The sequence below is a fragment of the Sorangium sp. So ce185 genome, assembly GCF_051526825.1.
In the GTDB taxonomy this organism is placed as follows: Bacteria; Myxococcota_A; Polyangia; order Polyangiales; family Polyangiaceae; genus Sorangium; species Sorangium cellulosum_D.
The window spans coordinates 12,771,132-12,785,482 of record NZ_CP150316.1 but is presented as its reverse complement, the minus strand read 5'-3'; the positions used below and the strand labels follow the sequence as shown (position 1 = coordinate 12,785,482).

Here is a 14,351-nt window from a genome sequence, read left to right as displayed (position 1 = left end):
GGTACGACGATCGAACCGGAACGCCTTCAACCCTTCCGGAGCTGGAGCCGGGCGGCGCGTGCTCAGTCATGTTTCCCGCAAGACGAAGCGGCGCAATGCCTCCCGGGAGGTGATGGCCGCCTCGTCTACGCCGAAGTCAGCTCTCCAAAGCTCACGCTTGAATGCGAGCCCACGAGCCATAGCATCCGCAAAATCTTCTAGTGGTGCGGGTGGGAAGTCCCCGGCCACTCCTTCCGGTAGATCTTCCATGATCAAGACAGACTTGGCGCACAGGACTGCGATCATCTGCGAGACCAATGCCGTAAACTTCTTGAGCCCAGAGATCGGATGACAGATCGCTATGCTGAATTCTATGCGGCTCTCGCCACCCGTGGCACGGATCTCGATTTCGAAAACATAATCTTCGCCTCGCACGTGTACGCACCGAGCCTTTGGGCTGAAGCTGTCGACCGGTGAAGCTCCGGGAATCCGCAACAGCAGTCCAGCAGCATCATCTTGGGATACAGACGACCCAATCGCAACCTTGAAGTCCTCAACGCCCATACAAACCTCGCACTAGGGATCGATTATATCCTTCCAATCGTAGACACGCCTAGGCGTCACCGAATCAAGTCGGTGGATCGCACTCTCAGGAATCCCGAGCAAGAGCACCACAGCACAAAATGCCACGAGACGATACGACCAGCCCGCGTGTCGCATTCGAGATCCCCCGACGCAAGGTCCGTTGGTTGGCGCACAGGCATCCACGGCAGAACGCGCCGCGTCAATCCGCTTTTCGCGAAAGCAATGAATGGGCGCCGACGTCGTCTCCGAGCCCCAGCCGCCTCTTCATGAAAGCTACACACGAGCATCATCGCAGCAGCATTCGGGCGCCCGGCCGCGCTGAACGCCGTTGACAGCTCCTCCCCATGAGCGACCATCCCCCGTTACGCTCAACCAGGAGGGAGTCCATGCCCCTGAAACGCACCGTCAAGAACACGTCCAAGCCACCTCACCCAAGGCGCGCCTCGGCGCCCTCGAGAAGGCCTGGCAGAAGGCGCGCGGCGCCGTGCAGCTCACGTCGGCGCAGCGCAGGCTCCGCGACGAGGCCGAGGCGCTCGACGCGAAGCTCGTGGCCGGCGGCCTGACCGCGGAAGCATAACGCCGCCCGCGGGACCCAATCCTCTCACGCCCGCGCCCGATCCTCTCGCTCCGGCACCCGATCCTCTCACGCCCGCGACCGCACCTCTCCCTCCCCCACCCGATCCTCGAAGAGGGCGTGTTAGAAGGCCGCGTGCACTTCACCATCTGTCACGAGCTCGACGCCCCCCTCGACGCCGTCGAGCTCGCCGTGCTGTCGCCGGAGCTCGGGCCGCGGCTGGCCACCAAGGTCGCCTCCCTCGAGAGCGTCGTCACCGTCGAGCACGCGCTCCGCGACGGCGAGCTCCTCCGCATCCTCCGCTTCCAGGCCAGCGCGCCGCTGCCGATCTTCAAGGACTACCCCGTCGCCAAGGACGCCATGTCCTGGGAGGAGCGCTCGACCTACCGGCTCTCCGATCACGCCTCCACGTGGCAGGTCAGCCCGAAGGAGCAGTGGCGCAGCTACTTCCGCTCCGCAGGCACCTACCGGCTCGAGCGCCTGCCCCAGGGGCGCACCCGCCGCCGCGTCGACGGCGACATCCAGATCCGGCTGCGCCTGCTCGGCCCCCTCGTCGAACGCCTCGCCCTCGCCGAGGTCCAGCGGACGTACGACGCCGAAGCGGATACGCTCCGGGAGCTCGTCACCGCATGAACGACCTACCCCGCCCCGAGACCCCCGCCCGCCGCGCCCGCTTCGCCCGCCCCGCCGCCGCGCTCCTCGGCCTGTGCGCGCTCGCCAGCGCGACCACCGCGCTCGCCGCGCCGACCGACGGCCCCGCGCAGCCGATCCCCGACCCGGGCAAGCCCGTCGCCAGCAGCGACGACACCTCGGCCATCGCGGTGAACCCCGCGAACCTCTCCTTCCTCCCAGGCACGGAGCTCCGGTGGACCTGGGTCTCCACGGGCTCGGCCTCGCCGCTGCCCGCGCGCGGCCACGCGTTCGCGCTCGGCGTGCCGCTCTGGTTCGTGTCGACCGGCCTGCGCTTCGACTTCCTCGACCCGCCCGGGGCCGCGCCGGCGCCGTTCGACAGCCCCTCGCGGTGGTTCCGCTGGGGGCTCGCGCTCGACACCGGCCCGGGCTTCGCGTTCGGCACCACGCTCGGCTGGGGCAGCTCCGACGCGCCGGCGCTCGACGGGTACTTCTCCCTCACGAGCGGCATCACCCTCCGGCCCTTCACCTGGCTCTCCCTCTCGGCCGTCGCGCGCGACTGGAACCGCCCCGAGAACCGCCTCGGCGAGGCCCTCGAGCGCAGCTACGATTTCGGCGTCGCGGTGCGGCCCGTGGGCGGCAGGCGCGCGCTCGAGATCGGGCTCGAGACCGCCTACGTCGAGAACAGCGACCCCGACCGGAGCGGCACCTTCACGCCGCGCGCGACGCTCGGCCTGCGCGTGCCCTACGTGGGCACCCTCCGCGGCGACGTGACGCTGCGCGACCTCGCCAGCGAGGACGGCCCCGAGGTCGCCGCCATGGCCGGCCTCGACGTCAACGTCGGCGGGCTCCAGGTCTCCGGCGGCGGCGTCTTCGGGGACGCCGTCACGAAGAGCGGCACCGGCTTCTACACCAGCGTCGCGCTCCGCAGCTTCTCGGAGCCGGGCGTCCGGCGGCTGGCCCGCGTCGTCCGCGTCCGCCTCGACTCGACCCCGGGCGTCCGCAGGCACACGCGGCTCCTCCAGCAGCTCTGGCGCCTCGCCGAGGCCCCGGAGGTCTCCGGGGTCGCGCTCGTGCTCCGCGCCGAGCCGGCCAGCTCGCTCGCCCACGCCGAGGAGGTCGCCGACGCGATCCGCAACCTCAGGAGCCACGGCAAGAAGGTCCTCTGCCACCTCGAGGACGCCGGCGGCCGCGCGCTCCACGTGTGCTCGCACGCCGACGCGATCGCCATGAACCCCGCGGGCGGGCTGCGCTTCTCCGGCATCTCGTCGAGCTACTTCTACTTCGGCGGGCTGCTCAAGAAGCTCGGCGTGCAGGCCGACCTCGTCCGCATCGGCCCGCACAAGCTCGCCGCCGAGCAGTTCGCCCGCGAGGGCAGCACCCAGGTCGGCAAGGAGGACCACCAGGCGCTGGTCGATCAGCTGAGCGGCGCGTTCCTCGACGCGGTGAGCGCCGGGCGCCGCATCCCCGTCGAGGAGCTCAAGCGGCGGCTCGCGCGCGGCCCGTTCCTCGCGCAGGAGGCGCGGCAGAGCGGCCTCGTCGACCTGCTCGCCTACGACGACGAGCTCGGCCGCGTCATCGACGAGGTGATGGGGCGCGCCTCCCGCGTCGTCGACGACGACGCGGGCGACGAGGCGCCGGAGCGCTGGGGCTACTCGCCCAAGATCGCCCTCGTCTACCTCGACGGCGACATGATCGACGGCGAGAGCCGGTCGATCCCGCTCCTCGGAGTCAAGCTCGCGGGCTCGTACACGATCGCCGGGGCGCTGCGCCGCGCGCGCGAGGACCACAACGTCCGCGCCGTCGTGCTCCGCGTGGAGACCGGCGGCGGCTCGACGCTCGCGTCGGACGTCATCCTCCGCGAGGCGATCCTCACGGCGCGCGTGAAGCCGCTCATCGTCTCGATGGGCTCGCAGGCCGCGAGCGGCGGTTACTACGCGTCCGTCGCCGGCGGCCAGATCTTCGCGAACCGCTCCACCATCACCGGCTCCATCGGCATCTTCTACGGGAAGGTCGACGTCACCGGGCTGCTCCAGAAGCTCGGCGTCAGCATCGAGACGCACCGCTCGTCGCCGCGCGCCGACGCCGAGTCGATCTACCGGCCGTTCACCGACGACGAGCGCGAGCAGCTCGGGGTCAAGGTCAAGCAGCTCTACGACCGGTTCGTCGCCCGCGTCGCCGAGGGCCGGCGCATGCGGCCCGACGAGGTCGACGCCATCGCGCGCGGGCGCGTGTGGACCGGCGCGCAGGCCCTGGAGCGCCGGCTCGTCGATCGCGTCGGCGGGCTGCGGGAGGCGCTCGCCGAGGCGCGCCGGCTCGGCCAGCTGCCCGACGACGCGCCCGTCCTGTCGCTCCCCGAGGAGGACACGTCGCTCCTCGGCTACGCGCTCAGCCTCGTCGGCCTCTCGGCGCAGGCCCAGGGCGAGCTCGCGACGGCGACCATCCCGCCCGTCATGCTCGACGCCGCGCGCGCCCTCACGCCGTTCCTCGTGTTCGGCGCCGACAGGCCGCTCGCGCGCAGCGAGTTCGCCGGCGAGATCTCGTTCGGCGCCCCCGCGACGGCGCGCGAGGACGAGCCCGCGCCGCCGTCGTTCGAGGAGCGCTGAGCCCATGGGGGACGCCGAGGCCGCGGGCCCGCCGCTCTTCGACGCCCGCGCCGCGCGCATCGCCGTCGACGACGTGGTCGCGATCGACGCGCTCACCGCGGCGTCGCGCGGCGACCGCGTGCTCTGCGCCGGCGACACCGGCGCGCTCTTCGCGGCGCTCACGGGCATCCCCCTGTCGGCCGTCCGCTTCGCGTCGCCAGGCGCCGCGGCCGACGACGCGCTCGACGCGGCGCCCGGCGAGGCGCGCGTCGTCGCCGGCCGGCTCGCGATCGCGGGCCGCGACGTCGCGCGCTCGGCGCACCGGGCCGCGAGCGGGGCGGCGCCGCTCGATCCGCCGCTGCCGCTCGCGTGGACCGTGGACGCCTACGTCGCCTGGGGCGCGCGGCTCGCCGGGGCCTCGCCGCGCGCGGCCGCCGAGCTGGTGCCCTCCGCCCTCGCCCGGGTCGGCCTCGCGGCCGCCCAGAAGCGCGCGCTCCGGACGCTCGCGCTGCCCGAGCGCCGCGCGCTCGTCCTCGCCCAGGCGATCGCGACGGCGCCGCCCGTGCTGATCGCCGAGGATCCGCTCGTCGGCCTCGACGACAGCGCGGCCGGCTTCGTCCTCGCCGCGCTCGCGGGCGCCACCGAGGGCCGCGCCGCGCTGCTCACGGCGGCGCGCCTCGACGTCGAGGGCCCGCGGGGCGTCCTGGTCCGCGGCGCCACCGACGTGCTCGTGCTCGCCGGCGGCGAGCTCGCCTTCTCGGGCACGTTCGCGGAGGTCGCCGCCGGCGGGCGCCTCTACACGCTCACCGTCCGCAGCAACGCGGAGCTCCTCCGCGAGGAGCTCGCCGCCCGGGGCATCGCGCTGCGGGGAGGGCCGGCGCGCTTCTCGGCCGCGCTGCCCGAGGGCGCGACCACCCGCGACGTCGTCCTGGCCGCCGCGCGCTGCCGCGCCGCGATCGTCGAGCTCACCCCCCTCTTCTGAGCGTCCCGGTCGAGCGTCCGCCGGAGCGCAGGGCGAGCAGCGGGTGTCGCGCTCGGCGCTGGAGCCGCTCCGCGGGCGACGGTCCCGGGGCGAGACGGCCCAGCAGCCGCTCCGCGGGCGACGGTCCCGGGGCGAGACGGCCCAGCAGCCGCTCCGCGGGCGACGAGCCCGGGGCGAGCCGGCGCAGCAGCCGCTCCGCGGGCGACGGTCCCGGGGCGAGACGGCGCTGGAGCCGTCAGAAAGGCGGGATCCGGCGGCGCCGGCGCCGCCGAGCGCTCCGGGACGGCCGCGCTCGCGGCGATGGCCGAGGGGAACGGCTCGGAACGCGGCTCGCCGCGGGACCATCGCGTTTCCCGGCCGTGGCAGCGCGATCCGCGGGAGCGTGGAGGGGCGGCTTCGGGCTCGCCCTCGCCGTTTCACCGCCTCCCCCTCCGCCGCCCTCGCCTCCTCCGCTCTCCGCCCCGCGCCGCCGTCGCGACCGTTCGCCACCCGGCGGGCGCCGTAGACCGCGCGCCCGATGTCATCCGAAGCGCTCGGCCGTCAAATCTTCGACAGAGCTTTCCTAGCCGAGGCCGGCGTTTAACTCGGCAATGCCGGCATCGAGTGCCTCGCGCAGCGCCGAGAGCTTCTTCTCCTGGACGGCATCGTACACGACCTCGGCAACGCTAGCGTTCTGACCAGCGCGCACGCGTTCTTCTGCGAACACCTGAAGGTCTTCTGGAAGTGTGATTGTTTCTGCATTTCTTCGCATAGGCATGCGTAGATTAATGTGCCTCAATTTTACCAGATTGACCATGCGACGTCAAACGATGGCATGAAACTCCCATCAGCGGACGAACCGGGGAGTGCTTTTGTTCTGGCGTGCGCAGGCGCATGGCGTGGAATCACGCTGGCAGCGATTGTTGCACGGCCCAAAAATTCTCAGCGTCCTTTGTGGTCGCAAGGATATTCACACCGGTGCCCCTGTCAGAACGTCCATGATCGTGGAGTGCGTCGACTGCCACATCGAAAGCTGTTGCTGGGCTACCATGCGCCAGCACGGCGTTCATCCGCTGTGTGCAGAGGCGCGCGATCACGTCCGCAGCCTGGATTCCGGGCTCTGTCTTCGAGTTGGCGAACGTGAGCTGGAATTTTCCGGGAGCGAGGTTCCAATCAGCATGAGCTTCGATTATAGTGCCGGTCGCCATATCCGATATCGACAGTGCATGCCTGTCGAGAAATGACAGGCACTCACGAAGGGCCACGCTAAACTGCTCCTGGTGATCATGGACGATACGGACGCTAGGCCGGGACCGAGCGTGACGATTGATGCGACCCAGGAGGTCAGCGAAGCTCGGCACATGCGGAAGCATCGGTATCTTTCGCCCCGTCCGTCCTCTGTCCGGTGGCGGCAGGAAGTTGGGGTAGTTGGACGCTCCACCCCGTTCGCCGAGGGCGGCGTCGAACGCTTCCTCAATGCGCTTAAGGAGACGAAATTCGCGCTCTTGATGAGGGCCCATCATCAACTGCGCGCGTAAAGTCGAGCGCCGAAATTCGTTTTCGAAGCGCTCGAACGATTCTCGATCCGCCGTCTTTGCAAACTCACCGTAGGCTAGGAGCACAGCATCATCAATGATGTCAGTCATGGTCTCGGCCAGTTCGTTCGCCAGCTCAGGGGCAACAAGAGGATCGAGTTTGGGTCCACGCAGGACGAACGTAACGATATTCGTGGCCAGGTAGAACTTCTTGTCCGTGATCTCGACGAAGATCGCGTTGCTCATGCATAGGCGGCGCACGAGGTCGCTTACGAACGCTGGATATCGCTCCATTGTCCTGTTTTTGATCTCCGTTGCTTGCACGCCATGCTTGCGGCGGAGGTTCGCGAGTATCGTTCCGATTGAGCCCGTGCAGAGATCGTCGGCAACGCCGACCAGCGTGAAGACCCGTTGCTGACCGAAGCTGTTCGCGCTACCTGCGGCAGCATCGCCCGTATTTCCGCTCTCGTCGACATACACCGTGAGAACGTCAGGCACCTTCACCTGATTCGCCTCGGGTTCGTCACGGCCGGTGCTTGCCGGTGGCTGGTCGTTCTCCTGTGCGGGGGCCACGGGCGGTTCCGTCTTGTTCGGTCGAAGTGGTGCGTCGTTGATCGGCGTGACCTCGATGCCTTCCTGAGTGGTTCGGAACCGAACCCGTCGTGGAAATACTTTCATGCCCTTACGCCTGAGCTGGATCGTGTCGAAGGCCCACTCCGCCAGCACGTCCGGAAGTCGGAGTAGTTGTGCCCCGTCAGGAGTCTCGATCGTGATGGTGCCCCAGATGTCGATCTGGGTTGTCGGACGATCTCCCACCAGGTCGCACCGCGGCTCCGCATCCTCAGGCCGTGCGTCTGGTGCGACCCCCCACAGCATCCCGACCTTGAGAACTTCGTACTCGGCGACGTCATAGGACAACTCCAACTCCGGCAGCTGGAGCCACTCCTCAATCGTACGAAGCGGACCTTCTGTCATGGTCGTCGTCGTGCCTAGCTCGTTCGTCTGGTCGGTGCCAGCCGGCTGCCGCAGCTCCCCCTCGGGACCACACAAACCCGCTCGGGCTCGGCGAGCGCCCTGTGGAGCGCTTGCCTCCATACGGACGGCCGGAAGGGCGACCGCACTGCGCCCCGTCGGGTCGTAGACCCGACTTGCCTCGAACGCCGCGATACCCCGCGAACAAGGAGCGATACGACGCAAGGAGCGGATGGTCGACCTGGCAGGTCGAGGCAAGTCGGGGCTCTGGTTCGATGCTGCATCGCACCCAGAGACCCGACGGGGCGCAGCAATTTCGGGGGGTTCTGGGGGTACGCCCCCGCCAGGAGGTGTGCCTCCTGCTGTCCCAGTGTCGGAGCAGCCGTTGATGCACCCGTTGTTATGCATGCCGGTACACGCAGCTCCGGGCGCGGGCCCCCCTTAGGAAGGCATGGGCCCAACCGGCGCTCCCCGAGGCCGGTTAGCTCGCGAGCACCCTGAGCCGCGTGGTGGCGCTCGTGGAAGAGGTGGCGGCCCACGTCGTTCACGAGACGCCGCCGCGTCCCTCCACGTTCTCGCGCACGGGCGGCGGCGTGCAGTTCGACGCGCATCGGCGGCGATCCGCCCGTGGCGTCTCGGACGGCCAATGCGCGCCGACGCACGTTCTGAACGGTATGACTCACGTCCGTCGGTGTGTCCCCGCACAAATTCCGGTTGACGTCCAATTCCACGATCAGAAGGATGGCCCGCGTTGCCACGTTGCTCGTCGGTTGCGGTGAGGGGAGAAGGGGACGATGGGCACAAGAAGCCGGCGGAGCCCTTGGGCGGTCCTGGTCGTCCTCCCGCTCGTCGTCGTACCGACGCAAGGAGAGGCGTCCGAGCTCAGCGCCGGTGTGAGCCTCGGGTGGCTCCAGGCCGGTACCATTCCGCGCCTCGCGGTGGGGCCGCATGCCGGCATATCGTGGCCCATCCAGCGAGACATCCTGTTCACGGTGCACGACCTGTGCACGATCCTGCCCCCGACCCAGGCGGACGGGCCCGGGATCTATAACCAGACCTCGGTCGACCTTGGGTACGCGTGGAAGGACGGCAACGTCAGCGCGGGGCCCTCGGTCGCGTTTTACCTCATGCCGGCGTGCGGCGTCACCTTGTGCGGCCGCGTCGGTGGCTTCGCCGCAGGTGGCCACGCGCAGGTCAACGCGTACGTCGCCGGACCGCTGGGCGTGTCGGCAAGCGTCAACGTGGATTGGGTCGGTCGGGGCAGTCTGGTGCTCCCGGGCTACGTGTCCGTCGTCGTTGTTGCTGGTCCTGTGCTTCGATGGAGTGAAAAATGAACGTCAGAGCAGCTCTATTGTCGATCTCGGCCATCTCGGTTTGGTCGCTAGCGGCGTGCAACTGGACGATAGGAGACTGCTATCCTGTCGGGGAAAGGACTTCGGGTGCAGGTGCCGGTCCAGGCTCGGAGCCCCGCCCCATCTACACCTCCGCCGCATCCGGTGACTTCGGGGCCGACCCCCAAGGTGGCGGCGAGCGCAAGATCGCGTGCAACGAGTCGGACCTCGAAGACGACGACGAAGAGGAGGAGGAGCGGACGACACAGAGCCCGGAGAAGCCCACAGACCCTTGCCAGCGGAGCGGCGCTCCAAGCATGGGGTGCACAGGCAAAATACCGATTGACCCGCGGGCTTTCAACTTTGTTACGATCGTTGCCTACGATGGGACTGGCGTTGCAGGTGGTTGGCAGGAGACAAAGACCTATCTGGCTTTCGGCCATGATAATGAGGGCGACTCAACGTGCATGGTTCACATTGGGATGCCACTGCGAAGCGAAGAGTGGGGAACGATCTCGTCGGACAGGGCAGCACAAATTAGCGCCGATGTGGCAAACTGGTCGGCGGATATGGTATACGAAAAGGATAGAGGCGCGCAGCTCCCCCCTGGCATATTCTGCAAAACGTTCAAGTCCAGAATAGCAGAGCGCTTTATTAGTGATTTCTACAAAGGCCTTGGCGCCAGGCTCAAGAATCCATGAAACACAGCATTGACAGACTACTGGACATTGTCTACCGATACTACCCCCGTGGCGTTGGGATTACCGATGATGTCGACGAACAGCTCCGCAGCCAGACCGAAGAGCACGCCCGGCTCGTGGCTGCGCAGATCCAAGCATCAAAAGACGAGCGATGGCAATCCATGCTGCGTCGCATCGACGACCGCTTCCCTCGTATGCTCATGAACCGTTCGCTGCATCTCACCACGGGCGGCTGCGACGGCTGCTACTCCTTCACGATTGACCTTCGAAAATCCACCGGTGAGCTCCTGTGGTTTCAAATAAGTTTCTTGGCTCCTTATTACATTGTCCACAGATCGTGCACGACCGAGATCGTGAAACAGGTGAGCGACTTGTTCGTGGTCGTATTCCGAGGCTTGCGCTTTATTGTTGATCGAAGCCCATTCGATCCAGGCTTCGTGTCTCGGCCGGATGATAGTATCAGGTTCGTCAACATCAGAAAACGCTACGTCGTCTTCGATTTGTCGCCCGAAGAACAGCTATATGCAGATTCGATTTCCCGTGATATCGAGGCAACCTTCGGTTGCGAGCGCATGCCGCCGGAGATCGGGACCGTGCTCGTGCCAGATGTGACAACAGGCGTGCGACTCCCTGGCGAGGTCAGGCTCTACGACTGCTTGTTTTCGGACGAGCATACATGGGTAAAACCATCGCCGTCTGAAGTGTCGGCTGGCGGTGTGGACATCGAAGCGAGCAACCTGACAGACTCGCTCATCGCGGTGCTCAACGTGCTTGCGGCGCTCTATCACATCTTGTGGGCCCTGATGCCCGAGGTGCAAAGCGGTTCTTCTTACTGGGTGGTGACGACGGATGGTGTCTTGCGCAGAGAGAAGGTTCTTGAGGCACTTGCGAAGATTCGCATGCTCATTAAGCAGCCGAAGACTGCCCGCGGCATCGCTGCCAGGCGCGAGCTCGAAGCTGCTACGCGCGAGCTCGAAGCGCTGGTCGCTTCGTGGGATGGTGAAGGCGAGCCACCGGCCACCATGGTCGCTTGGGCCTGCCGCTTCCTGGATAGCTGGCTCGTGGACTCGGATTCCGAAGCTCCCTCGTAGCCGTCGTGGAGCTCTGCGCCGTCCTCGCCGGACGTGACTTCGGCTATTCGGGAAAGCGAAGCGTCGGGTGGGCCTCGCCGCTCTCTCCCACCGTCATGCTGCCATCGTGGTTCCAGCTGATGCCGCCCTTGCCCGGCTGCCCGGTCTCGATGGTGACGCCCTCCAGCGTGAGCTGGTCCTCGTCGAGGCAGGCGATGCCGATCGAGTCGCCGCCGCGCCCGAGGCCGCCGTAGCGCCGGGTCGCTCCCCGCGCCCGCCCCCGGCCCGCCGCCCTTCTGGATCAGCACCGCGCCGCCATCGATCATCACGCCGCCGGCGGTGACCCGGACGAACCCGCCGGCGCCTCGAGCGTGATGTCCGGCGCCTCCAGCACGATGGGCCCGCCGGCCGCCACGTGGACGGCGCCGCCCACCTCGACCGCGTAGCGCCCGCCGATCGCCTCCTGGCGATCGCCGCCCACCGTGGCCGAGAGCGAGCCCCGGATCTCCGCCCGCTCCTCCTCGTGGACCGTCCGGTGCAGGCTGCCGCCGATCTCCTCGCGGCGGCTTCCGCCGAGCGCGATGTCCCCCTCGCCCCGCACGAGCCGCGACCGGCGGCGGCCCACCGTGAGCCGCTCGTCGTTGCGGACCAGGCTCTCCTTGTCGCGCTCCGCGCGCTCGTAGAACCGCTCCTGCCCGCGTTGATCCTCGAAGCTGATCTCGTTGAAGCCGTCCGCGTCGAGCGTGCTCTGGCTCCGCCAGACGGCGCGCGTCGCGTGCTGCGGCAGCGCGTCCGGCGGCCTGCTCGGCGCGCAGCCGGCGCTCGGCGGGTCTCAGCGGCGCGGCGCGGCTACGGAAACTTCCACCCCGACGGCCCGCCCGTGCGGTCGAGCACCTTGCGCATCTTTGCGAGGAGCACATCGACGGCCTCCGGATCGCGGATCGGCTCGTCCTCGGAGGCCCTCCCGATCCGCTGCGCATGCTGGTCATCGATGAGCGTGTAGACGCAGTCGAGCGCGCCGCGCGGAGCGCCCTCGATGGCCTGCAGGAAGAGCGCGCTCGCAGACGGCACGGCGAGCGCGACGTCGAAGAGCGCGAGGAGCGCGAAGCAGCCGATGACTTGATCCTTCACGAGCTGCTCCTCGTCCCAGAGCCAGCACACGATCGGCTCGTTCACAGCGGAATCGTCGGCGGCCATCCGCACCAGCACGCCGTAGGCGGGCCGATGGCGCAGGCCTCCGAGCGCCATCGCCGTGTAGGCCCGCTCGCTCGGACTGGCGGAGCCGAGCGCCTGGATCAGCGCTGGACCCGCGATCTCGCCCACGTCGTCGATGAGATACGCGACGTCGAACGGACTGCGCGGCGGCACCACAGCGGAGAGCCGCCGCGCGATCGTGCGTCGGAGCTGGGGCGGGAGGCGCCCGCCGGCGACCTCGGCGCATCGGCTGGCGAGCAGCGTGGCGACCGGCGCCTCACCCCGATCCGCTTCGAGGAGCGCCCGGATGAACGCGGCCGCGTCCACCTCCGGTATGCCCGCCGCGTGAACGATGGTCTCATGGGACCACGGGTCGCTTCGCTCTTCGATAAGGGCGTCGAGCGCGCCGATCCTGACGTGATCGACCGCGTTCAGGTACGCCTGGTAGGAGAGGTCCGCGAACGAGAAGGCCCCGGGGCGTCGCTCGATCAGCAACCCCTGGTGCCCGCGGATCTCTTCGATGACGCGCTCGACCATCCCGTCGATGTCCTGCGCGAGCTCTCCGAGCTCACGGGCGTCGCCGGCCGCGCCGCGCTCGAGCGGGCCGCCCTGGGGATCGCCGTCGCCGTCGCCGTCTTCATCCTCATCCATGTCTTCTTCGTCGTCTTCGTCGTCTGCCCTGCAGAGGTCGACTTCCTCGTCCGCCCTGCAGAGGACGAGGCGCGGCCCCTCGACCCAGCGGGCGCCGTCCAGCCGCCATCGCAGGAGCTCGGCCAGCGGCTCCACGGGGAGCTCGACGAGCCGGTCGGAGTGCATGAGCCAGGCGATCGAGCCGAAGAGGAGCCTCCGGTCGCGCAGATCGAGCGACTTCAGGATCGCGCCGGGCCTGAGCTCCTCGGCGGCGTAGCGCTCGAGCAGCGCGTCGACCGCGGAGGCGATCAAGGACGTGCGGCGCCCCGGATCCCGTCGCGCCAGGAAGCGATGCGCCGCGACCACGCGGGTGCCGGGCTGCGGCACGAGGGTCGCGGTCACGAATCCGCGCAGCTCCACGCGTGTATAGCCCGGGATCCCCTCGCGACGCGGGCGCGTCGTGACCACCATCGGATTGCCCGGATGGGCCTCGGCGAACGCCTCGACCGACTCGGAGAGCCTCCTCGCGCCGGATCCCGCCTCGTCGAGCCCGTCGACGAGCACGAGCGCGCGGCGTTCCTCGAGCGCACGGCGAAGGAGCACGACCCCGCCGATCGGCGAGAGCCTCGCGATGGCGCGCTCGTCCAAGCGAGGGTCGTCGAGGAGCGACACGAGGACGACGAACGGCACGAGCGTCCGCGTGCCCTGACGGTGGTCCGCTGCGGCCCGCGCGGCGAGCCGCGCGATGAGCGTCGTCTTCCCCGAGCCTCGCCCGCCGACGACGAGCACGCGCTCGTGACGCGCGAGGAGCTCGGGCACGGTGCACCGCGACGGCGCATCGACCCGGCGCGGCAAGACCTCCATGTCCATCGGACGCTGCTCGTTCCGGATCAGGACGCGAACATGAGCCTGGCCGTGCTCGCTCCAGACCGAGTCCACGTGATCCCGCTCCGGGAACGAGAGGACCCCGGTCGGATCGTTCGGCGCGCTCGCGATCGCGTCGGTCCACAACCATCTGCGCAGGTCGTCGCCATCCATGGCAGGACCATGCATGGATGCGGCTGCGGGGACCATGCGGCCGCGTCGCCATTTCGCAGCCTCAACCGTGGGCGGCGGCCTGGGCGTGATGTGGCTCCGCCGCTCGAGCGCGGCGCAAGGGACGCTCGATGGACGCAGCCGCCGCTCCGCGCGCGACGATCCCGCGGCGAGGCGGCGCGGCAGCCGCTCCGCGCGCGACGATCCCGCGGCGAGGCGGCGCTGGAGCCGCTCCGCGCGCGACGATCCCGCGGCGAGGCGGCGCTGGAGCCGCTCCGCGCGCGACGATCCCGCGGCGAGGCGGCGCTGGAGCCGTCAGAAAGGCGAGATCCGGCGGCGCCGGCGCCGCCGATCGCTCCGGAACGGCTGCGCCCGCGGCGATGGCCGAGGGGAACGGCTCGGAACGCGCCTCGCCGCGGGATCATCGCGTTTCCCGGCCGTGGCAGCGCGAGTTGCGGGAACGTGGCGAGGCGCCTTCGGGCTCGCCCTCGCCCTCTCGCCGCCTCCCCCGCTCCGCCGCCCTCGCCTCCGCTCTCTCCGCCCCGCGCCGCCGTCGCCACTGTTCGCCA

The 14,351-nt window shown here is 69.0% G+C and carries 11 protein-coding genes; 6 read left to right on the top strand and 5 right to left on the bottom strand.

Features of this window, described 5'->3' with window-relative positions:
* Nucleotides 1-66: 66 nt before the first annotated feature.
* Nucleotides 67-543, bottom strand: a complete 477-nt coding sequence (locus WMF26_RS47190) for a hypothetical protein (protein WP_437998045.1) — start codon at nucleotides 541-543, stop codon at nucleotides 67-69.
* Nucleotides 544-1,273: 730 nt separating this feature from the next.
* Between WMF26_RS47190 and WMF26_RS47185 the strand changes: the two genes are divergently transcribed.
* Genes WMF26_RS47185 through WMF26_RS47175 form a run of 3 tightly spaced genes read left to right on the top strand, consistent with a single transcriptional unit; the run spans nucleotide 1,274 to nucleotide 5,335 of the window.
* Entirely contained in the window at nucleotides 1,274-1,771 is a 498-nt protein-coding gene (locus WMF26_RS47185; RefSeq protein WP_061622903.1) for a DUF2505 domain-containing protein, read from the top strand.
* The gene (gene sppA / locus WMF26_RS47180) at nucleotides 1,768-4,374 is read left to right on the top strand and encodes a signal peptide peptidase SppA (RefSeq protein ID WP_437998044.1); all 2,607 of its coding nucleotides are present in this window, start codon (nucleotides 1,768-1,770) and stop codon (nucleotides 4,372-4,374) included. The genes WMF26_RS47185 and sppA overlap by 4 nt, the downstream gene beginning before the upstream one ends.
* A gap of 4 nt (nucleotides 4,375-4,378) precedes the next feature.
* On the top strand, nucleotides 4,379-5,335 hold the full coding sequence (locus WMF26_RS47175) for an ABC transporter ATP-binding protein (protein WP_437998043.1): 957 nt from the start codon (nucleotides 4,379-4,381) through the stop codon (nucleotides 5,333-5,335).
* Nucleotides 5,336-5,897: 562 nt separating this feature from the next.
* Here the strand turns inward: WMF26_RS47175 and WMF26_RS47170 are convergent.
* Together WMF26_RS47170 and WMF26_RS47165 are read right to left on the bottom strand one after the other, a co-directional pair.
* Nucleotides 5,898-6,131 (bottom strand): ribbon-helix-helix domain-containing protein, encoded by a 234-nt coding sequence (locus WMF26_RS47170; RefSeq protein WP_437998042.1) that lies wholly within the window; start codon nucleotides 6,129-6,131, stop codon nucleotides 5,898-5,900.
* A gap of 88 nt (nucleotides 6,132-6,219) precedes the next feature.
* The gene (locus WMF26_RS47165; RefSeq protein ID WP_437998041.1) at nucleotides 6,220-7,824 is read right to left on the bottom strand and encodes a DUF3800 domain-containing protein; all 1,605 of its coding nucleotides are present in this window, start codon (nucleotides 7,822-7,824) and stop codon (nucleotides 6,220-6,222) included.
* 791 nt (nucleotides 7,825-8,615) lie between these two features.
* On the opposite strand from WMF26_RS47165, the gene WMF26_RS47160 reads away from it, so the two are divergent.
* From WMF26_RS47160 to WMF26_RS47150, 3 genes are read left to right on the top strand one after another with little or no spacing between them, the layout of a single operon-like run.
* On the top strand, nucleotides 8,616-9,155 hold the full coding sequence (locus WMF26_RS47160) for a hypothetical protein (RefSeq protein ID WP_437998040.1): 540 nt from the start codon (nucleotides 8,616-8,618) through the stop codon (nucleotides 9,153-9,155).
* A complete protein-coding gene (locus WMF26_RS47155; RefSeq protein ID WP_437998039.1) occupies nucleotides 9,152-9,853 on the top strand; it encodes a hypothetical protein in 702 nt (233 codons plus the stop codon). Before WMF26_RS47160 ends, WMF26_RS47155 begins: the two co-directional genes overlap by 4 nt.
* Nucleotides 9,850-10,944 (top strand): hypothetical protein, encoded by a 1,095-nt coding sequence (locus tag WMF26_RS47150; protein ID WP_437998038.1) that lies wholly within the window; start codon nucleotides 9,850-9,852, stop codon nucleotides 10,942-10,944. Before WMF26_RS47155 ends, WMF26_RS47150 begins: the two co-directional genes overlap by 4 nt.
* A gap of 304 nt (nucleotides 10,945-11,248) precedes the next feature.
* Here the strand turns inward: WMF26_RS47150 and WMF26_RS47145 are convergent, their stop codons facing one another.
* Nucleotides 11,249-11,710 (bottom strand): bacteriophage T4 gp5 trimerisation domain-containing protein, encoded by a 462-nt coding sequence (locus tag WMF26_RS47145; protein WP_438002493.1) that lies wholly within the window; start codon nucleotides 11,708-11,710, stop codon nucleotides 11,249-11,251.
* Between the two features lie 62 nt (nucleotides 11,711-11,772).
* Nucleotides 11,773-13,785, bottom strand: a complete 2,013-nt coding sequence (locus WMF26_RS47140) for an NACHT domain-containing protein (RefSeq protein ID WP_437998037.1) — start codon at nucleotides 13,783-13,785, stop codon at nucleotides 11,773-11,775.
* Between the last annotated feature and the right edge of the window lie 566 nt (nucleotides 13,786-14,351).